Annotated in this window: 21 protein-coding genes; 12 read left to right on the forward strand and 9 right to left on the reverse strand. The window is 56.3% G+C overall.

The window, feature by feature from the left end; all coding sequences use genetic code 11:
* Positions 1-30: 30 nt before the first annotated feature.
* From CDI07_RS00650 to CDI07_RS00660, 3 genes are read left to right on the forward strand one after another with little or no spacing between them, the layout of a single operon-like run.
* Positions 31-2,358, forward strand: coding sequence for a DNA polymerase (locus CDI07_RS00650; protein WP_088179774.1), 2,328 nt, complete (start codon positions 31-33; stop codon positions 2,356-2,358).
* 56 nt (positions 2,359-2,414) lie between these two features.
* Positions 2,415-2,639: a hypothetical protein gene (locus CDI07_RS00655; protein ID WP_088179775.1), complete on the forward strand. Its 225-nt coding sequence runs from the start codon at positions 2,415-2,417 to the stop codon at positions 2,637-2,639.
* Positions 2,626-3,018, forward strand: coding sequence for a type II toxin-antitoxin system VapC family toxin (locus tag CDI07_RS00660; protein ID WP_088179776.1), 393 nt, complete (start codon positions 2,626-2,628; stop codon positions 3,016-3,018). Before CDI07_RS00655 ends, CDI07_RS00660 begins: the two co-directional genes overlap by 14 nt.
* Here CDI07_RS00660 and CDI07_RS00665 read toward each other — a convergent pair.
* From CDI07_RS00665 to CDI07_RS00675, 3 genes are read right to left on the reverse strand one after another with little or no spacing between them, the layout of a single operon-like run.
* On the reverse strand, positions 3,015-3,716 hold the full coding sequence (locus tag CDI07_RS00665) for an HAD family hydrolase (RefSeq protein WP_088179777.1): 702 nt from the start codon (positions 3,714-3,716) through the stop codon (positions 3,015-3,017). The two genes, CDI07_RS00660 and CDI07_RS00665, sit on opposite strands and share 4 nt — an antisense overlap.
* Positions 3,717-3,755: 39 nt before the next feature.
* On the reverse strand, positions 3,756-4,787 hold the full coding sequence (locus tag CDI07_RS00670) for a DUF3226 domain-containing protein (RefSeq protein ID WP_088179778.1): 1,032 nt from the start codon (positions 4,785-4,787) through the stop codon (positions 3,756-3,758).
* Entirely contained in the window at positions 4,788-5,249 is a 462-nt protein-coding gene (locus CDI07_RS00675; RefSeq protein ID WP_088179779.1) for a DUF2391 family protein, read from the reverse strand.
* A 142-nt stretch (positions 5,250-5,391) separates the two neighbouring features.
* On the opposite strand from CDI07_RS00675, the gene CDI07_RS00680 reads away from it, so the two are divergent.
* The 5 genes from CDI07_RS00680 to CDI07_RS00700 all read left to right on the forward strand — a co-directional run bounded on the left by CDI07_RS00680 (position 5,392) and on the right by CDI07_RS00700 (position 11,052).
* Positions 5,392-6,861 carry an S-layer protein gene (locus CDI07_RS00680; protein WP_088179780.1) on the forward strand — a complete coding sequence of 490 codons (1,470 nt, stop codon included), beginning with the start codon at positions 5,392-5,394 and terminating at the stop codon, positions 6,859-6,861.
* Positions 6,862-7,021: 160 nt separating this feature from the next.
* Entirely contained in the window at positions 7,022-8,200 is a 1,179-nt protein-coding gene (locus CDI07_RS00685; RefSeq protein ID WP_088179781.1) for an MFS transporter, read from the forward strand.
* Between the two features lie 34 nt (positions 8,201-8,234).
* Complete coding sequence (locus CDI07_RS00690) at positions 8,235-10,460, forward strand: DHH family phosphoesterase (protein ID WP_088179782.1); 2,226 nt, start codon at positions 8,235-8,237, stop codon at positions 10,458-10,460.
* Between the two features lie 82 nt (positions 10,461-10,542).
* Entirely contained in the window at positions 10,543-10,797 is a 255-nt protein-coding gene (locus CDI07_RS00695) for a hypothetical protein (protein WP_088179783.1), read from the forward strand.
* 39 nt (positions 10,798-10,836) lie between these two features.
* A complete protein-coding gene (locus CDI07_RS00700) occupies positions 10,837-11,052 on the forward strand; it encodes a hypothetical protein (RefSeq protein ID WP_088179784.1) in 216 nt (71 codons plus the stop codon).
* Between the two features lie 46 nt (positions 11,053-11,098).
* Here CDI07_RS00700 and CDI07_RS00705 read toward each other — a convergent pair whose 3' ends face one another.
* The 3 genes from CDI07_RS00705 to CDI07_RS00715 are packed head-to-tail and all read right to left on the reverse strand — an operon-like array spanning position 11,099 to position 13,008.
* Positions 11,099-12,277, reverse strand: coding sequence for an MFS transporter (locus CDI07_RS00705; protein ID WP_088179785.1), 1,179 nt, complete (start codon positions 12,275-12,277; stop codon positions 11,099-11,101).
* A gap of 3 nt (positions 12,278-12,280) precedes the next feature.
* Positions 12,281-12,571, reverse strand: coding sequence for a PadR family transcriptional regulator (locus CDI07_RS00710; protein WP_088179786.1), 291 nt, complete (start codon positions 12,569-12,571; stop codon positions 12,281-12,283).
* Between the two features lie 50 nt (positions 12,572-12,621).
* Entirely contained in the window at positions 12,622-13,008 is a 387-nt protein-coding gene (locus CDI07_RS00715; RefSeq protein WP_088179787.1) for a PaaI family thioesterase, read from the reverse strand.
* 99 nt (positions 13,009-13,107) lie between these two features.
* On the opposite strand from CDI07_RS00715, the gene CDI07_RS00720 reads away from it, so the two are divergent.
* Positions 13,108-13,506, forward strand: a complete 399-nt coding sequence (locus CDI07_RS00720) for a DUF2240 family protein (RefSeq protein WP_088179788.1) — start codon at positions 13,108-13,110, stop codon at positions 13,504-13,506.
* Positions 13,507-13,572: 66 nt separating this feature from the next.
* A complete protein-coding gene (locus CDI07_RS00725) occupies positions 13,573-14,118 on the forward strand; it encodes a nicotinamidase (protein WP_088179789.1) in 546 nt (181 codons plus the stop codon).
* Here CDI07_RS00725 and CDI07_RS00730 read toward each other — a convergent pair.
* The gene (locus CDI07_RS00730) at positions 14,045-15,091 is read right to left on the reverse strand and encodes an AI-2E family transporter (RefSeq protein WP_088179790.1); all 1,047 of its coding nucleotides are present in this window, start codon (positions 15,089-15,091) and stop codon (positions 14,045-14,047) included. The genes CDI07_RS00725 and CDI07_RS00730 overlap by 74 nt on opposite strands.
* Before the next feature lie 54 nt (positions 15,092-15,145).
* On the opposite strand from CDI07_RS00730, the gene CDI07_RS00735 reads away from it, so the two are divergent.
* Positions 15,146-15,466, forward strand: coding sequence for a hypothetical protein (locus CDI07_RS00735; protein ID WP_088179791.1), 321 nt, complete (start codon positions 15,146-15,148; stop codon positions 15,464-15,466).
* Here CDI07_RS00735 and CDI07_RS00740 read toward each other — a convergent pair.
* Positions 15,432-15,911 carry a hypothetical protein gene (locus CDI07_RS00740; protein WP_226996592.1) on the reverse strand — a complete coding sequence of 160 codons (480 nt, stop codon included), beginning with the start codon at positions 15,909-15,911 and terminating at the stop codon, positions 15,432-15,434. The genes CDI07_RS00735 and CDI07_RS00740 overlap by 35 nt on opposite strands.
* Before the next feature lie 56 nt (positions 15,912-15,967).
* Between CDI07_RS00740 and CDI07_RS00745 the strand changes: the two genes are divergently transcribed.
* Positions 15,968-16,651, forward strand: a complete 684-nt coding sequence (locus CDI07_RS00745) for a DUF4152 family protein (protein ID WP_088179793.1) — start codon at positions 15,968-15,970, stop codon at positions 16,649-16,651.
* Positions 16,652-16,655: 4 nt separating this feature from the next.
* Here CDI07_RS00745 and iorA read toward each other — a convergent pair whose 3' ends face one another.
* Positions 16,656-18,563 carry an indolepyruvate ferredoxin oxidoreductase subunit alpha gene (iorA, locus tag CDI07_RS00750; RefSeq protein ID WP_088179794.1) on the reverse strand — a complete coding sequence of 636 codons (1,908 nt, stop codon included), beginning with the start codon at positions 18,561-18,563 and terminating at the stop codon, positions 16,656-16,658.
* Between the last annotated feature and the right edge of the window lie 37 nt (positions 18,564-18,600).

Raw genomic sequence — 18,600 nt, forward strand, 5'->3', positions numbered from 1 at the left:
CCCACGTCGATAATCCCACAGGTGTTGGTTATGATCCTCGATACCGACTACATCACCGAGGATGGGAAGCCCGTCATAAGGATATTCAAGAAGGAAAACGGCGAGTTCAAGATAGAATACGACCGTGAGTTCGAGCCCTACATCTACGCCCTCCTGAAGGACGATTCTGCCATAGAGGACGTCAAGAAGATAACCGCCGGGCGACACGGCAAGGTCGTTAAGGTGAAGCGCGCCGAGAAGGTGAAGAAGAAGTTCCTCGGCAGGCCCCTGGAGGTCTGGGTTCTCTACTTCACCCACCCCCAGGACGTCCCGGCGATAAGGGACGAGATACGAAAGCATCCTGCCGTCGTTGACATCTACGAATACGACATACCATTCGCCAAGCGCTACCTCATAGACAAGAACCTCGTCCCGATGGAGGGCGACGAGGAGCTCAAGCTGCTCTCCTTCGACATCGAGACGCTCTACCACGAGGGCGAGGAGTTCGGAACAGGGCCAATTCTCATGATAAGCTACGCCGACGAGGGCGAAGCGAGGGTCATAACGTGGAAAAAGATAGACCTCCCCTACGTTGACGTCGTCTCCACCGAGAAGGAGATGATAAAGCGCTTCCTCAAGGTTGTAAAGGAGAAGGATCCAGATGTTCTCATAACCTACAACGGCGACAACTTCGACTTCACCTACCTCAAGAAGCGGTGCGAGAAGCTTGGGATAAAGTTCACTCTCGGGAGAGATGGGAGCGAGCCCAAAATACAGCGCATGGGAGACAGGTTTGCGGTCGAGGTGAAGGGGAGGATCCACTTCGACCTGTACCCCGTCATAAGGAGGACGATAAACCTTCCAACCTACACTCTTGAGGCCGTCTATGAGGCCGTCTTCGGAAAGCCGAAGGAGAAGGTCTACCCGGAGGAGATAACCAGGGCCTGGGAGACCGGTGAGGGACTCGAAAGGGTCGCGCACTACTCCATGGAGGACGCGAAGGTCACCTTTGAACTCGGTAGGGAGTTCTTCCCGATGGAGGCCCAGCTCTCAAGGCTGATAGGCCAGAGCCTTTGGGACGTCTCCCGCTCAAGCACCGGCAACCTCGTGGAGTGGTTCCTCCTGAGGAAGGCCTACGAGAGGAACGAGCTCGCCCCAAACAAGCCCGACGAGCGGGAACTTGCGAGACGGCGTGGGGGCTACGCGGGTGGATACGTTAAGGAGCCGGAGCGTGGACTGTGGGACAACATAGTCTACCTGGACTTCCGCAGCCTGTACCCCTCGATCATCATCACCCACAACGTCTCTCCGGACACCCTAAACCGCGAGGGCTGTAAAGAGTACGACAGGGCTCCCCAGGTAGGTCATAAGTTCTGTAAGGACGTCCCGGGCTTCATCCCGAGCCTTTTGGGTTCCCTTCTCGATGAGAGACAGAAGATAAAGAAGAGGATGAAGGCCAGCATAGACCCGCTGGAGAAGAAGCTCCTCGATTACAGGCAGAGGGCTATCAAGATCCTTGCCAACAGCTTCTACGGCTACTACGGCTACGCCCGCTCCCGCTGGTACTGCAAGGAGTGCGCCGAGAGCGTTACAGCTTGGGGCAGGGACTACATCGAGATGGTGATCCGCGAGCTGGAGGAGAAGTTTGGCTTCAAGGTGCTCTACGCGGACACCGATGGGCTGCACGCCACAATTCCTGGAGAGGATGCCGAGACGGTCAAGAAGAAGGCGAAGGAGTTCCTGAATTACATCAACCCCAAACTCCCGGGACTTCTCGAACTCGAATACGAGGGCTTCTACATCAGGGGGTTCTTCGTGACGAAGAAGAAGTACGCTGTCATAGACGAGGAGGGCAAGATAACCACGCGCGGGCTTGAAATCGTCCGGCGCGACTGGAGCGAGATAGCCAAGGAGACCCAGGCGAGGGTTTTAGAGGCCATACTGAGGCACGGTGACGTTGAGGAGGCCGTCAGGATAGTCAAGGACGTTACCGAAAAGCTGAGCAGATACGAGGTTCCGCCGGAGAAGCTGGTCATCCACGAGCAGATTACCAGGGAGCTGAAGGATTACAAGGCCACTGGCCCCCACGTGGCCATAGCAAAGCGCCTCGCGGCGAGGGGAGTAAAGATACGCCCAGGCACGGTGATAAGCTACATCGTTCTCAAGGGCTCCGGAAGGATAGGCGACAGGGCGATTCCGTTCGACGAGTTCGACCCGACGAAGCACCGCTACGACGCGGAGTACTACATCGAAAACCAGGTTCTGCCGGCCGTGGAGAGGATTCTGAAGGCCTTCGGCTACAAGAAGGAGGAGCTCAGGTATCAGAAAACGAGGCAGGTCGGCCTCGGCGCATGGCTTAAGCCGAAGGGGAGGAAGTGACACCCTTCGAAACCTTTTTATCCATGTATTTCAAATTGTATTTCGAGGTGTATTACATGGCCATCGTTACTGTCCGCGTTCCCGATGAGTTGAAGCTTAAGATGAAGGAGCTTGACATAAACTGGAGCGAGGAGATTAGAGAGTTCATAAGAAGACGCATAGACGAGGAAGAACGGAGAAAGAAGATAAAAGAGGCCATGGAGATACTCAAACGCACGCCGGTTTCTGTTGAGAAGGGGTTTGCAGCGAAGTCAGTGAGGGAGGACCGTGATAGTCGTTGATGCCTCGGTTCTCGTCAGGGTTCTCCTCAAGGAACCAGGCTGGGAGGGAATTGAGCTCGATTCCAGCACGGCGACGCTGGACTATGCCTTCGTTGAAGGAATGAACGCTATATGGAAGGCCATTAGGAGGGGTAGAGCCACCGAAGAGGCCGGCAGAAACCTTATAACTGTCCTCAAACTCATCTGGGAGGGCATGCTCACGTTTGAGGCGCAAAACTTCTTCGAGCGGGGGCTGGAAATAGCATTGAGTGAGAACATTACGATCTACGACGCCCTTTACATAGCCCTGGCCGAGGCGCTGAACTCGGATTTTCTGACTGCGGACGAGAAACAGTATCTGGCCGCCAAAAATTATGTAAATGCCAGACTCCTTCGCTAGCCCTCCTTTTCTATCCTTTCCAGCACCTCCAGAATCCCCTCAACCCCTGGAACCTCGAAGCCCCTCTCGTGGACTTTTCTGACCTCCTCGGCCTCGGGGTTTATCCAGACCGCCCACATGCCTGTCCTCAGCGCCCCCTCAAAGTCCTCCGCGTAAGTGTCTCCGATGTGTATAGCTTCGTCCGGCTCCACACCAAAAACCTCGAGCGGCTTTTTGAACATCTCGGGCATCGGCTTGTAAGCCAGAACCTCGTCGGCGAAGAAGGTCTTGTCTATGAAGTTCATGAGCCCGAAGCGCTCCAGCAGGAGCCGGGTATACGAACCCGGCCAGAACATCACGTTGCCCGTCACGGTAACTTTTAGGCCCTTTCTCTTGACGCCCTCCAGCGCCTCCTTCGCTCCGGGGAGGACTATCTCGTCGCCAACGTTGAGGGTTGCCCTCGCGGCGGCCCTCTTGACGAGCTCGACGTCTGTTCCCAGGAGTTCCGCCAGCATCTCCTGGCTCTCTTCGAGAGCCCTAGAGGGGTCTCCAGCCGTCTGGGCCCTCATGCGCTTTATCCTCTCGCGGGAGAGCATCATTCCCTCGACGACGTCTACTATGCACGCCCCCATCAGCTTGGAGAGCTCGACGGCCATTGCATCGAGCATGACGTTGATGTCTAGGAGTGTGTTCCAGACGTCGAATGAAACGAGCTTCATCTTCACCACCGGTCTGGATTTCTCTCGGAGGATAAAAACTCAACGCCCCCTCTCCCTACCTGCCAGGTAGGCTAGGCTCTCCATGAGTCCGGCCTCCCTTAGAACCGCCTTGAGGTTTCTGAAGCGTGAGCGTATGACGAACAGCTCGTAGAAGCCCTCCAGGTTGCCCCAGTGGCCGTAGGCAGAAAGGGCCAGGTACATGACTTCCTTGGGCTTGAGTTTCCTCCCGAGGCTCTCGTTGAGGGCCTTGAGTCCCGGCTTTATTCTCTCCAGGAGCCCCTCCCGCGCTATGAGGTGGAGCATCAAATCCTCGACGGTCGGCTTCTTCCACTCGATGACCTCGTCCCCGAAGGGCAGGCCGATTATCAGCGGAACCACCTCGGTTCTCCCGACGAGGTAGCCGTGGGGTGTTTTCCTGTGCCTGAAGCCGGAGAGCTTTCCGGTTATCGAGGCCAGGGCGGCGTCTCTGTCCTCATCGATGTCAATGGCGACTCCAAGCCTCTCGACTGTGAAGTCGAAGACGTCCATGGCCCTGAGGAAGTTGCCGAGGTTCCTTATCACCCCGGAGTTGCCTTCACTCGGCAGCACCGCGATGTAGTACTCGTCCTCCTCGCGCTTCAGCAGGTCGAAGTTGTCGCGCTCAAAGACTCTTTCGATGAACCGCAGGCTGTATGGGGCCTCTCTGCTCTCCTTGAACTCGAAGAGCTTCTTGAAGACCGCCTTGAAGAACTTGGAGTCGGTCTTCCCCTCGACGAAGAGGACACTTGACCTCGCCTTCTCCCCAGAAAAGCCACCGCGGACGTCGAAATCGAGGTACTTCCTCAGCTCGTAGACCTCCTTCATTGTGAGGCTCTTCCCCGTGTCGGAGTATATGAGGACGTTCTCCTCGCCCCGCCTGAACTTCCAGGCGATTAAATCGATGAGCTCAAGACTCGCCGTAACGACGGTCTCCTCCCCGCTCAGGGAATCCACGAAATCTATGAGCTCATCGCGGTTTTTCCTGTATTCGGGGAATAGAATGGCCTTCTCATCTGCGAAGGCCTCGAACCTGTCTCCGGTTATTACCCTCATTCACTTCACCATATCAACGGTTATGGCACCTATCACCGCGAAGGTGCTTATAAGTATGGTCGCGTTGATGTACTGGCCGAGGGTGAAGTCGGCCAGGTTGTTGATTCCGTACACGTATATCAGAACGGCCGAGATTAAGTACGCTATTCCCGTGACGGTTAGGAGTCGCTTGGGGATGTGGAAGAGTTCCTCCCTCTTCAGGTTCCCTATCCGAGATTTGGCTATGAACAGGTACGCAATGCCAAGGGTCATGAAGAGTACCGCGATTGAACGTTCAATGGAGATGTCCTTCGCTATCTCCCAGAGCTCCGCGGTGAACAGGAAGGGGAGGGCGAAGGTGACAGCCCCGACTATCTCCTGGGCTATGTCGTCCCAGCCGAGCTTGTCCGGGGCTTTTCTCATCTCGTTCTCTCTTTTCAACTCTTCAATGCTGGAGTACAGTTCTTCGAGACGTCTCTCCATTCCAGTTCGCCCTTCGTTTTCAATCCGATGCTCAGGTTCGGGGTTCATCATCCGGTCAGTATTGGATTCACTCATCATCGCAGAAGTAACTTCCGGGGAAAGGTTATAAAGGTTGAGATGCACTTTAAATCGGTGATAAACGATGAAAAAGGCTTTGGTTCTGTTTATGGGCCTGGTGGTTCTGGGCCTGCTCCTTACGCCGATTAACGCAGCGATTACGGGAATCAATTCCTCGAACACAGTGATAGTCCTCCCGACCACCAAGATAGTCAACGGTGTGCCGCTCCACATAGGTGAGGACGCCATAACGGGTTCGAGGCTCGGTGCATTCCTGGTTCTCCAGGGTGTTTCTCAGGGGACGTACACGAAAACCGTTTCTGTGCCCGTCGAGTACCACAGCGTGCTTATTCCCGATGAAAACCAGACCTACAAGCTCAACTCCGTTGACATGCCCGACGTCGGCGTTAACGTCAGCGACGAACCGGTTGGGCATGGCATAGTTATTCAGGTCAACTTCTCGCGGGTCGATTTCAACTCCACTAAAAAAGCCGCTGAGTTCACCGACAGGAGCGTCGAGATAATCTTCAACGAGAACACCACTCCCCTAAACATCGGCGGGGACTACAAGGTTATCTCAACGACGGTCGACGGGAAGGACACCATGTACTTCTACGCCTACACGGAAGTCGAATCAACGACGAGCTCCCTGGGAGAGAGCATAACCGTCGGGAGCTGGACCCTGAAGTTCGTTGATATCAACATCAACCAGGAGGAGATGCTGGTTGACCTCACATACCCCAGCGGCATAATCAAACAGAAGACGATGGACAAGGGCAACTACTACATCATGTACGTTGACTCCAGCGGGAACGAGGACTTCGAATGGTTTGATACGTACCCGTCCTCAAGGATAAACGAACTCCTTGAGAGGGGCGTTAAGGAACTCTTCGTGTTCACTCCCACCGACTTCTTCGTGGGAATAAACAATGCCCAGATGGTCACCTACGACTACTGGCACTACGAGAAGGTCAGGCAGTACCAGGACGGCGACGTTTACAGCGGCCAGTGGGTCTGGGACATAGACCCCGCCAACAACCTCTACGTCCTCTACCTCCACGTCAACGAGAGCCTCGCCGGCTTCAAGAGGGTCTTCATCGGCGAGGGCTCCGCTTTGAAGCTGCCCACCGAGTGGGGACTCGAGATAGCGCCGGTGTTCACGAAGAACGACGACGGTAAGATAACCGGAATAGAGGGCTACCGCTTCGTGCGCGTTGCGTCCGTGACCAAGAAGGTCTCCATAACCGCGCCGAAGATCGAAGCAACGGACGACGTCTACGACTTCATAGTCGAGGACACCCAGCTCAAGGACTTCCCAGCTGACAAGAACGTCATAATCGTCGGCGGTTGGGTCAGCAACAAGGCGTGGGAGCTGCTGGAGCAGGCCTACGGCAAGGACACGGTCAACGCTATCAAAGACGAGATAAACCAGAAGGGCTACGTGATAAAGGAGCTCAAGAATCCGCACAACCCGAGCTACAAGGTGATAATCCTGGCAGGAAAGACCTACGAGGAGACCAGACTCGCCGTGGAGAAGTTCATGGAGGAAATGTAAAATCTTATTTTACCATTTTCTCCTGATTTTACCTTCTCGACTCAAGCCAGAATTGAGCCTCATTTTTGATTTAAACGCTGAGTAATTCCCGATTCTTTTAATAAATCTTTCGGTGGATGGGGAGGTAGGTTTATATACTCAAATCGCGGTCTGAACGTTCATGTCACTGCAGAACTACCGCGGGTTCGGAAGGGACGCATGGCTGCTCGTTGCCTACTCATTCGCCTCCGCCTTCGGGGGCAACATAGCCTGGTTTATCTTCCCGTTCTACCTCAAATCGCTCGGCTTCGACTACACCAACATAGGCGTGGTCTTCTCGCTCTCAACTCTGGCCCAGGCGGCGGTTCTGCTGTTCTCGGGCCCGTTCGGCGCGAGGGTGGGCTACAAGAGAACCGTCCTCCTTGGAGTGAGCATGATGTTCCTCGGAAGGCTCGTTCAGGTTCTCCACCCAACCCTCTGGATGCTCGCCCTGGGTGGCGTCCTGATAGGAATGGGCATGGCACTGGAGTCTCCCTCATTCATGGCGCTGCTCAGCGGGGAGGTGGAGGACGGGAAGAGGCACTACCTGTTCAGCCTCTCCTCGGGAATCGGCACGATAGCCTCCGCCCTCGGGATACTCGTCGCCGGCTTTCTCTCGCGTTGGCTGAGCTATGGAGGGGTGTTCTCCCTGGTTCTCGTGGTCATACCTATTCGGTTCGCGATAGTTCTCTTCGTCAGGCCCGTCCTTGAGAGACACTCCCGCGGGCTGAACCTCGACAGGAGCCTCCTCGTCAGGATAGGCCGCCTCGCCCTTCCAGGGGCGCTGATAGGTCTGGGCGCGGGGATAGCGATTCCCTACATGGGGCTCTGGTTCAACCAGCGCTTTGGGACGAGCCTGGAGAGCATAGGCTGGCTCTTCGCATTCCAGCAGTTCATAATGGGGATCGGGATGTTCCTGCTGCCCATGATATCCGATAGGTTCGGCAGTGTTAAGACCATCGTCTCCTTCAACGGGACTGCGAGCATTCTCATAGGTGCCCTTCCTTTCTCGCCGGCCTTCCCCGTTGCGGCGGTGATATACATCCTCAGGACGATACTGATGAACATAGTCAACCCGATATGGAACTCCTTCATGATGGGGTTCTTCGAGGAAGGGGAGCGCTCCACCGCGATGGCGCTTAACAGCCTGGCTTGGACGGCTACCTTCGGGGTGGGCCAGTACGTGGGCGGCGTTCTCTTCGACATGTCCCTGGTCTGGCCGTTCCTGATAACCGCCTTCCTGTACAGCCTCTCGATGGTGGTGTTCTGGGGCTTCTTCGGTAGGGCGGAGACAAAAGGTTATAAGCCACCGTCTGCCTAGGTCTCTCAGACGAGAGATTTCTAGGGTGATGCTCATGGTGGTTAAGGACTGTCCTGAGTGCCACGGAACCGGGAAGGTTAAGGTTGGCGAGAAGGAGTGCCCCGTTTGTGAGGGCTGGGGTTACGTTCCTGCCGATTTCAAGGTTGGGGAGAAGCTGAAGGGCTATCGCAACCTCGACTACATAGGCGTTGAGGACGAGGTTGACGAGATACCCTGTCCGGAGTGCCACGGGAAGGGTGTAGTGCCGGTTTACGACACCTGCCCGACCTGCGGCGGAACAGGTAGGGTTCTTGCCTGTGACATCTGCGGCAAGGTGAAGGAACCCTGGGAGCCGGGCATGGAGACCACCTGGGTCTGCCCGGACTGCATGCGCAAGTACAAGGTCGTCTACGTTCTCGACAAGACCTGCGACGTGGAGGACATAGAAGTTGGGAACGTCTACAAGGGAACCATAGACAGGGTGGAGCGCTTCGGCGTATTCGTCAGGCTCAACCCGCACGTCAGGGGCCTGATACGCAGGAAGGACCTCCTCGGCGGCAGGGAGTACAAGCCCGGCGACGAGATACTGGTTCAGGTTCTCGATGTGAGGCCCGACAAGGGCGAGATAGACCTCATCGAGTCAGCGCTCAAGCACTACAAGGAAGTGGTTGTGCGGAAGGAGCTTCCCGTGACGCTCATCCGTGACCTGAGCAAGGACATGGCGGGCCAGACGGTCAGGCTTCGCGGCAAGGTCACCCAGATACAGGTGACCGGCGGTCCAACGGTCTTCACGATAACCGATGGAACGGGCATAACGTGGGCGGCCGCCTTCGAGGCGCCCGGGGTTAGGGCCTACCCGAACATAAACGTCGGCGACATCGTGGAGATAATAGGTAAGGTGGCCTTCCACTCCGGCGAGATTCAGATAGAGACCAGCGACATGGCGAGGCTCTGGGGGCCGGAGGCTGCCGAAGTTAAGAGACGCATAGAGGAGGAGCTCGACAGGCGCGCCCAGCCCCAGGATGTCGGCTTCCTCATTGAGAGCGAGGTTCTTGAGGCTCTGAAGCCGAAGATAATGAAGGCCGCCTTCATGATACGCAGGGCGATCTACGAGGGCAGGCCGATACTGCTGAGGCACCACGCCGACGCCGACGGCTACACCTCCGGCTTGGCTTTGGAGTACGCGATAGTTCCACTCATCGAGGAGGTCTCGCCGGACTCCGGCGCCAGGTGGAAGCTCTTCAAGCGCAGACCGAGCAGGGCGCCCTTCTACGAGCTGGAGGATGTGCTCAAGGATATCATCTTCATGGTCGAGGACCACGAGAGGTTCGGCGATCCGTTGCCGTTGCTCGTCATAGTGGACAACGGCGGAACGAGCGAGGACATTCCTGCCTACAAGCGCATAAGGGCCTTCGGCGTCCCGATAGTCGTCATAGACCACCACGACCCGCGCGAGTGGGTGAGCGAGGACAGGGCCAAGGTCGACGACTACGTCGATGTGCACGTCAACCCGCACCACATAAAGCGCGGCTACTACGAGCTAACGGCGGGAATGCTGGCAACCGAGGTGGCCCGCTTCATCAACCCCGAAGTGGAAGACAGGATAAAGCACCTGCCGGCCATAGCTGGCACAGGTGACAGGAGCAAGGCCTCCGAATTCTACCAGTACCTTGAGATAGCCAAGAAGGCCAAGGGCCTCGACGAGGAGGACCTCAAGAAGATAGCCGAGGTGATAGACCACGAGGCCTACTTCTGGAAGTTCATGGACGGACACGGCGTAATCGACGAGATACTCCTCCTAACCGGCAATCTCCAGAGACACCGCGAGCTCATCAACGCTATCTACCCTGAGGTCAAGGAGAAGCAGGAGAAGGCTTTGAAGGCCTCGCTGCCGCACGTCAAGAGCGTCGTCCTTCCGAACGGGATAAGGTTCAACACGATAGACATCGAGCTCTTTGCTCCAAAGTTCAGCTATCCGAGCCCGGGCAAGCTCTCTGGTCTTATACACGACCACTTCAAGGAGAAGTACGGCGAGGACGCGCCGATACTCACCCTGGCTTATGGTCCGGATTTCGCGGTGGTCAGGGCCGCGGACGGCATGGCGGCTTACAACTTCGACCTAAACGAGATAATTCCAAAGCTCCAGGAGGCCCTGCCGAGCGCGGGAATCGAGGGCGGCGGCCACAGCTACGCCGGCTCTATAAAGTTCTTCGAGGGTATGCGCAAGGAAGTGCTTGAGGAATTCGCGAAGCAGGTGGTCAAGCTGAAGAAGACGGGCTGAAAGTGCTTTCCTTTTCTTTCAATGCCAACCTTTTTAACATCGCAGAGCGAGGGATTCATGAGCAATGTTTGGAGGAATGTTGATGAGAATAGTTCTTGAGGTTACTTTTAAAATGGGGGGCGTTTCTTACCGCGGCCATCGCTGGGAAGAAGATGCCCTGGTTTTTGAGTTCGAGAGGCTTGGGGATGCATTCATTCAGGTTCTCAGCACTCGGAAGGTTGAGGAGGAAGTTGAGAGAAGGCCCTCGGCCGTGATCGTCGAACTGAAGACGAAAGAAGGCGGGAAAATCTTCGAGGCCACCGGGGAGGACGGAATCTACCGGGCCGCTGAGCCTTAGGTTTTTATAGTTCCCCACCAACTCTCTACGGTGATGGCCATGTACATGGCGGAGTTCAAGCTTCGCTTCGGCGACATGAAATGGTACGTCCGGAGGATCGTCGAGGCTTCCTCGCTCGAGGAGGCGGAGGAAATCGCCGAGCGCTACGCAAAGGCGATGAACAAGGGTGAAGTTAAGTGGGAGCTCAGCTACGTCATTGAGGCTGAGAGACCCCTGCTCATTGGAAAGGAAGAGCTTGAAAAGATGGGCGCATGATTTTCAGCCTGCCCTTACCTTTTCTCTCAAAAATTTGAGGGAGCGGTCACTCCCTCACGAAGGCCATTAGGACCATGGCAACGACGTTCATAGCTGCGGCGAAGGTGAAGGCATAGGTCAGGGAGTAGCTCCCCCAGAGCCAGCCCGCTATCACCGACGCCGGGAAGACGAAGACGCCGAAGACCGTGTGGTATGCCCCTATTATAGTGCCCTTCTCGTATTCCCTCGCCAGATCCGCCATGTACGCCCTGGGTATCGTGTCCTCGATGGCGATGTAAATCCCGTAGAGCACGAAGGCCGCTATGAGCGTGTAGAAGTTCCTCGCGTATGCAAAAGCTAAAGCCGCTAGGGCCGCAACTCCGAAGCCCATGGTTATCATCCTCTTCTTGCCGAAGGTATCGGAGTAAACTCCGAGGGGATAGGCCGAGAGGGCATAGATCAGGTTGAAGAGGGCGTAGAAGGCTATGCTCTGGACGACGGAGTAGCCGAGCTCCTGCGCCTTCCACATCGTGAAGGCGTAGCTGTACCTTCCGAGGGCACCTATCGCCACCACCGCTAGGAAGAGCTGCAGGTTCCTGTCCTTCAGCGTTGAGATACCCTTGATCTTCCTTTTGACCTCACCGCCCCGGTCCTTCACGAAGAGGATTATGACGAAGAGCGATATCGCCCCTGGAACCGCGGAGATCAGGAAGATGTAGCGGTAGGCCGTTTCCGCCGGAAGACTCTTCAGGAGCTCGATGAGTGCTATAGCAACGAGCGGACCGGCGACGGCTCCGAGGGTGTCCATCATCCTGTGGAAGCCGAAGGACTTTCCGGTCTTCCCCTTCTCGCTCGATTCCGCTATAAGCGCATCCCGGGGGGCGGTTCTTATGCCCTTCCCGATCCTGTCCACCGCGCGCAGGAGGAGGAAGTCCCACCAGTAGCGGGTGAATGCCAGGGCACCTTTGGCGAGGGTTGAGAGGGCGTAACCGGCAAAGACGAAGGCCTTCCGCTTCCGGAACTTATCGCTCACGTAGCCGAAGGCCACCTTGAACAGCGAGCTCATGCTCTCTATCGCGCCCATAACGGAACCGCTGAGCAGCTTTCCGGCGTCGAGAACCTCCATCAGATAGCTCGGCATAACGGGCATTATCATCTCGCTGCTCATGTCGTTGAGGAAGCTGACGATTCCGAGCAGGAAGACGTTCCAGCTTATTCCGAATATCTTCTTTTCTCTTTCTTCCATTCCTCATTCCCCCAGCAGTTCGAGGCAGAGTTCCCTCAGCCTTTCCTTGCCCTCGTCGAGGGTTTTTTGGCCGATTTCCGTTATCTCGTAGACCCTAACCCGTCTCCCGCCCCGGACCTCCCAGTGGCTTTTGAGGAGGCCCTCCCCCTCCAGGGAGTGAAGGAGTGGGTACATGGTTCCCGGGCTGATGTGGTAGCCGTGTCTCTCAAGTTCTTTCATCAGAAACGAGCCTGTAACCGGTTCTTCGCTCGCGTGGTGGAGTATGTGCAGGGCTAAGAAGTCCCGGTACTTCATATCGAACACCGATATCGGATTTCGATATTCAGGTTTAAAAAAATTTTGGCTTATTCGAGCACGTGCTTTTCGAGAACGTAGCAGTGGAAGGTTCCCTCGAAGACCTTCTCGTCCCTCTCGTTGAAGACCTCGGCCTTTACTATCTTCTTCCTTCCGAGGTCTTCCTCTATCCTGGCCCTCGCTAGAAGTCTTTCTCCTGTCTTGACCGGCTTCAGGAACTTGACCTCGGCCTTTCCGAGGACGACAGTCGGCTCGTTGACGGCGAGCATCGCCGCGTAGTCGGCCAGGCCAAAGGTGAAACCGCCGTGAACGAGCCCGTATTCATCAACGGCCATCTCTTCCGTCGTTTCGAGGATGACTTCCGCGTAATCCTTCTCAATTTTCACGGGTTTTCCAACCAATTTTTCAGAGGTCAGCCTGTGAGTCCTCTGCTCCATTGGCATCACCGTTTAGAGTTCTCGCGGGTGCTTAAACATCTAACGGAGTTATGCAAAGGTTTATTTATTTCCTGGCCCTAAAAAAAGTTAGGTGGTTGCGTGCACCCGATAAAACGCGCGGTTGAGTATAAGGGCTCGGTTGAGTTCACCAGGAGTGAGCTCGTGGGGATACTGGCCTTCAGTCTCCGCCTGATGGACGTGAAGGCCGTGAAGGAGCTTATAGCGAAGTCCCTGGAGGAGGGCCTCCTCGAGGAGCGGGAAGGGGTTCTGGTGGTCAACAAAGCCCTGCTAGCGGAGGAAGAGGCCGAGGAGGACTTCTTCAACGAGATGGTGATGCATATAGCAAATTCCCTCGGCTGGGAGTGGGAGGAGGTTCTTGAGGGCATCAAATCCATGCGCGAGCGCTATGGCGACCTCGACGAGAAGGTTCTGGCGTATCTCTTCGGCATGGACAAGGGCGTTGACATGTCGCGCTTTAAAGACCGGCTCGAGCTGTGAGGGCTTTTCCTTCTATTCCGCAAACCGTTTTAACGATCCCGCCGAATTCTATTTTGGGGTGATGTCATGCCCGAGGAGGCGCTCATCGTCGTTGACATGCAGAGGGATTTCATGCCAGGGGGAGCCCTGCCGGTTCCAGGGGGAGACAGGATAATACCCAGGTGCAACCGCTACATCGAGGAGTTCAGGAAGAGAGGGGCTTTGATAGTTGCCACGCGCGACTGGCATCCCGAGAACCACGTCAGCTTTAGGGAGCAGGGCGGCCCGTGGCCGAGGCACTGCGTTCAGAACACTCCCGGGGCGGAGTTCGTAGTGGAGCTTCCGGCCGATGCCGTGATAGTCTCAAAGGCCACGGAGCCGGATAAGGAGGCATATTCGGGATTCGAGGGGACGAACCTGGCAGAGATACTGAAGAGAAACGGTGTGAAGAGGGTTTACGTCTGCGGCGTCGCCACGGAGTACTGCGTTAAGGCAACGGCCCTCGATGCGGTTAAGAACGGCTTCGAGACCTACCTCCTCCGCGACGCGGTGAAGGGAATCAAACCCCAGGATGAGGAGCGGGCTTTGAGGGAGATGGAGAGGGCCGGCGTGAAGGTTCTCTACCTGATATGACCCTCTTCCATTCTTTCAGGAGAACCAGGAGAAGGTTGAGCACTATAGGACCTATTATGAGGCCCTTCACTCCCATGGCCCACGTTCCGCCTATCATTCCTATGAAGACGAGGGTCTCGTCGAGGTTCGCGTCCTTGGCGACCATCATCGGCCTTATCGTGTAGTCTGGCATCGGGGAGACCAGGAGGAAGCCGTAGATAGCTATCCCAATCGCGTGGAGGTACATGGCCTCCTTGGCGAAGTACGCGGCCGCGAGGAGCCATATCATCCAGCCCTCGAAGAGGGGAACGAAGGAGAAGATGAAGGTCAGGAACCCGGCCACTATCGCGGTGTAGAGGTCTGAGACCCCGAACAGGAGGAAGGCAAACGTCATCAGAACACCCTTTATGACGTTCAAAACCAGCCAGGCCCTCACCAGCGCTCCGAGGGTCTTGTTGAGACTTTCGAGTATCTCCTCGCCCAGACGGCGGTTCTTATCCGGAATCGCCAGCCGTATCTCCTCCGCTATCTCATGCGCGTTTGACAGTGCGTAGTAGAATGTGAATAGGAAGACGACGAGCTGGAGGAGGTACATGGGGAGGGAGAAGGCCTGCTTCGATATGTAGTCCGACAACCTTGGAATGAGTTGATTGAAGAAGTTCTGGAGGAAATCGAGAACCTCGGGGGGCAGCGGCTGTGTCATTAGCCACCTGAAGAAGTCAACGACGCTCTGGTAGAAAGATGCTGCGACCTGAACGGATATCATTAAAAGCTCGAAGGTCACCACGCCGCCAAGGCCTAGCATTCCCACCGTGAGGAGCACCGCGGAGTGAATCTCGCCGAGCCTGGGGGCGAGTCTCCTGTGTATGGGATAGGCCGCGTAGGCCAGAATCAGGCCGAAGAATATCGGCGTTATCAGTGGGCTTATGGCCTTCCATGTTATGTAGACTATGATGAGCACTATGATGGCCCAGGCAAGTCTCTCCGCCTTCATATCCCTCGACAGGTTTATTAGGTCTCCCCTTATAAACCATGCGTGGTGTCGGCGATGGAAAAGGCCCTAAAGGAAAAGGCCCTGGCGTATATGAGCCGTGCAGAATACTATCTGGAGGAGAGACGCTTTGAGATGGCGTACAACGCCTATATGGACGCCCTCTACACGATGGGGGCCTACCTGGTTTACCTGGACACGGGGCTTCTCATGCCGGTGGCCGAGATGATGGGAATCCTTGAGAGCCGGCATCCTGAAATCCACGGGGTTATATTCCGCTATTCTCGACTGACTAGTTTTGATGAGGGAACAATAAAGGCCATGAGAAAAGATGTGGAGAGGCTCAGGGATGCGATGTTTCCCACTGCGGGGGAATGATCGACCTTATCCCCAGCATTGAGGAGAGCATCTTCTCGTCTTCCCTTCTCTCCGTTCTGCAGTCCAGAACAGCGCCCTCGAGCGTCTTCGCCAGCCCCTCGTTTCCGTAGAGGGTGACCAGCACTATGCCGCCGTCAGAGGGGTGGAAGGTTATGTAGATGATGCCCCCGTCCCTCACCTCTATCCCGGAGGGAACCATCTTCAGCAGAAACGCCCCGCTCTTGCCGTCGCGGTTCCATATTCCGGTTATCTCGAGCATGCCATGGGAGTAGAAGACGTTGAGAAACGGCAGGGGCTCCCCCGTGGGCGTTAGGGGATACGTCCCCATCTTGTACAGGACGACCTTTCCCCTGGCGGTTCCCAGAAACACCGAACCGCAGAGGCCGTCTATGTAAGAACCCAAAGCTTCATAAACAATATCGCCTGACCCATCCAACGCTATCACCAATGTATATTTGACTCCCTTCGTATATTGGTAATTGGTCCTTAACGGTGGTTGCGATGAGAATAGTCGCCGCTGACACGGGTGGTGCCCTGCTGGATGAGGAGTACAATCCAATAGGTCTAATAGCCACGGCGGCCGTTCTTGTGGAGAGGCCATACAGAACGGCAACGATGAGCGTGGTGAGGTACGGGAATCCCTTCGACTACGACATGAGCGGAAGGCAGGCCGTTCGGGAGGAGGCTTTTCTGGCCGTTGAACTCGCGAGGGAAGTTAAGCCCGACGTGATACACCTCGACTCGACGATAGGTGGAATCGAGGTGCGGAAGCTCGATGAGCCGACGATCGACGCTCTGACGATAACCGACCGCGGCAAGGAAGTATGGAAGGACCTGGCCAAGGACCTTCAGCCCCTGGCGAAGAAATTCTGGGAGGAGACCGGGATAGAGATAGTCGCCATCGGCAAGTCCAGCGTCCCGGTTAGAATAGCGGAGATTTACTCGGGCCTCTACACCGCCAAGTGGGCGATTGACTACGCGAGGGAGCACGGCAAGGCCATCGTCGGCCTGCCGAGGTATATGAAAGTTGAAATCCGTCCCGGAAAAATCTACGGTGAGAGCCTCGACCCGCGCGAGGGTGGTCTCTTCGGGGAAATCGAGGCCGAAACCGAGGGAATCGGCTGGGAGCTCTACCCGAACCCGCTCGTGAGGCGCTTCATGGTTCTTGAAGTTTGGAGGGAGTGAGGGGCTAGGCCCCCCTCTCCAGCTCGCTCGGGAACTTTATCGCGTCGAACGGGCACGTCTGGTTGCAGACGCCGCAGCCGGTGCAGAGCAGGTTGTCTATCCTGACCTTGTTGGTATCCGGCTCGTAAACGAGCGCCGGACAGCCGGTCAGGAGTATGCATGCCTTGCAGCCGGTGCACTTCTCCTCGATGACGAGCGGTATCTCCCCTATCTCGCCGCGCCTTATGACCGGTATAACGCACTCCTGCTTCGCTATTATCACCGCAGGCCCTTCGACCTGCATGGCCTCCTTTATCGCTTCCCTCGTTGCTTTGAGGTCGTAGGGGTCAACGGTTTTCACGTACTTCACTCCGAGGGCCTTGACGAGCGCCTCGATGTCGATCTCGTTGAACTTCCTGCCGGTTTCGCTTCCGCCGGTTCCGGGATGGGGCTGGTGGCCGGTCATCGCCGTCGTCCTGTTGTCCAGTATCATGACGAGAACGTTCAGGTTCTTGTAGACCGCATCGACCAGCGGCTGGATTCCGTTGTGGAAGAACGTCGAATCGCCGATGGTGGCTATCACCTTCTTGTTCAGCGCCACGCTCTGCCCGTTGGCGAGGCTTATGCTCGCGCCCATCACGTACTCGGTCCAGATGGCTTCGAGCGGCGGGAGGAGCGAGAGGGCGTAGCAGCCTATGTCACCGTGTATCGGGACGCTGAACCTGCCCAGCCTGAGGTCCCTCAGAGCGTCCAGCGCGGCCCTGTAGGAGCCCCTGTGCGGACAGCCTGGGCACATCACCGGGGGTCTCTTCGGGGCAAGGCTTTCGGCGTATTTGACATCCTCCGGCTTCTCGTAGGTCTCCCCCTCCTCGCCGATGAGCCGCAGCAGTGCGTTTCTCACAAGGCTCGGAGTGAGCTCGCCCTCGAGCGGAAAGTGGCCTGTTCTCTTCCCGTAGATTGGGACGTTGAGGCCGGCCTCGTAGGCGGCAATCTTGACATCTTCCTCGAGGAACGGCGCGCCGTCCTCAACCACTATTGCAAAGTCAACTCCCTTGAGGAACTCAACGACGAGCTTCCTCGGAAGAGGATGTGGCGTTGAGAGCTTGAGGACCTTGAAATCACCCTCGATCTTCGGGAGAACCTCACGCACGTAGTTGTAGGGCGCGCCCTCGACGATGATGCCGATTCTACCGTCCCCCTCGACCCAGTTGAAGGGCATTGAGTTGAACTCCTCCTCTATCTTTGCCAGCGTCTCGTTGAGCCATCTGTGCCTCTTCCTGTTGCCCTCCATGCTCGCCCTGACGTACCTCTCGATGTCCTTCTTGAAGACGGGCTTCCTGTCAAGCTCGACGAACTCGCCGACCTCAACGTCGCTCGTCGTGTGGTTCACCCTCGTGGTGGTTCTGAAGATGACCGGAACCTTGTAGCGCTCGCTCAGCTCGTAGGCGTAGATGATTAAATCATGGGCCTCCTGAGGATCGGCAGGCTCAAGAACCGGCAGAAGGGAGATTTTTCCGTAGTACCTGTCGTCCTGCTCGGTCTGGGAAGTGTGCGGTCCAGGGTCGTCGGCGACGAGGATTACAAGACCTCCTTCAACGCCTGAATAGGCGAGGCTCATGAGCGGATCGGCGGCGACGTTGAGACCGACGCACTTCATCGTGACGAGCGTCCTCAGGCCGGTGTAAGCGACTCCAGCCGCTTCTTCCAAAGCCACCTTCTCGTTGGGCGCCCACTCGGCGAATACCTCTGGCTTCAGATGGGCTATCGTTTCGATGACCTCGGTCGAGGGTGTCCCGGGATAGCCTGTCGCAAAGACAACGCCGCTTTCGAGGGCACCATAAGCGATGGCTTCGTTACCCATGAGAAGCTTTTTCTCACGCTTCCTGGTCTTGACTTCGGTTGAATCAGAAGGATAAGCCTTAATCGCTTCCACTATGACCACCGTAGTTTCTTTGTGTAGGGGGTTAAAA

Origin of the sequence: Thermococcus sp. 5-4 (assembly GCF_002197185.1) — an archaeon.
Taxonomy (GTDB): domain Archaea; phylum Methanobacteriota_B; class Thermococci; order Thermococcales; family Thermococcaceae; genus Thermococcus; species Thermococcus radiotolerans.

Excerpts from the sequence above, each read along its gene's own strand:
- CDI07_RS00735 (WP_088179791.1), top strand. The coding sequence starts at position 15,146 with ATGGAAAAGGCCCTAAAGGAAAAGGCCCTGGCGTATATGAGCCGTGCA.
- CDI07_RS00690 (WP_088179782.1), top strand. The coding sequence starts at position 8,235 with ATGGTGGTTAAGGACTGTCCTGAGTGCCACGGAACCGGGAAGGTTAAG.
- CDI07_RS00730 (WP_088179790.1), bottom strand. The coding sequence starts at position 15,091 with ATGAAGGCGGAGAGACTTGCCTGGGCCATCATAGTGCTCATCATAGTC.
- CDI07_RS00695 (WP_088179783.1), top strand. The coding sequence starts at position 10,543 with ATGAGAATAGTTCTTGAGGTTACTTTTAAAATGGGGGGCGTTTCTTAC.
- CDI07_RS00725 (WP_088179789.1), top strand. The coding sequence starts at position 13,573 with ATGCCCGAGGAGGCGCTCATCGTCGTTGACATGCAGAGGGATTTCATG.
- CDI07_RS00700 (WP_088179784.1), top strand. The coding sequence starts at position 10,837 with ATGTACATGGCGGAGTTCAAGCTTCGCTTCGGCGACATGAAATGGTAC.
- CDI07_RS00705 (WP_088179785.1), bottom strand. The coding sequence starts at position 12,277 with ATGGAAGAAAGAGAAAAGAAGATATTCGGAATAAGCTGGAACGTCTTC.
- CDI07_RS00650 (WP_088179774.1), top strand. The coding sequence starts at position 31 with ATGATCCTCGATACCGACTACATCACCGAGGATGGGAAGCCCGTCATA.
- CDI07_RS00745 (WP_088179793.1), top strand. The coding sequence starts at position 15,968 with ATGAGAATAGTCGCCGCTGACACGGGTGGTGCCCTGCTGGATGAGGAG.
- CDI07_RS00665 (WP_088179777.1), bottom strand. The coding sequence starts at position 3,716 with ATGAAGCTCGTTTCATTCGACGTCTGGAACACACTCCTAGACATCAAC.
- CDI07_RS00670 (WP_088179778.1), bottom strand. The coding sequence starts at position 4,787 with ATGAGGGTAATAACCGGAGACAGGTTCGAGGCCTTCGCAGATGAGAAG.
- CDI07_RS00710 (WP_088179786.1), bottom strand. The coding sequence starts at position 12,571 with ATGAAGTACCGGGACTTCTTAGCCCTGCACATACTCCACCACGCGAGC.
- CDI07_RS00655 (WP_088179775.1), top strand. The coding sequence starts at position 2,415 with ATGGCCATCGTTACTGTCCGCGTTCCCGATGAGTTGAAGCTTAAGATG.
- CDI07_RS00715 (WP_088179787.1), bottom strand. The coding sequence starts at position 13,008 with ATGGAGCAGAGGACTCACAGGCTGACCTCTGAAAAATTGGTTGGAAAA.
- CDI07_RS00680 (WP_088179780.1), top strand. The coding sequence starts at position 5,392 with ATGAAAAAGGCTTTGGTTCTGTTTATGGGCCTGGTGGTTCTGGGCCTG.
- CDI07_RS00675 (WP_088179779.1), bottom strand. The coding sequence starts at position 5,249 with ATGGAGAGACGTCTCGAAGAACTGTACTCCAGCATTGAAGAGTTGAAA.
- CDI07_RS00685 (WP_088179781.1), top strand. The coding sequence starts at position 7,022 with ATGTCACTGCAGAACTACCGCGGGTTCGGAAGGGACGCATGGCTGCTC.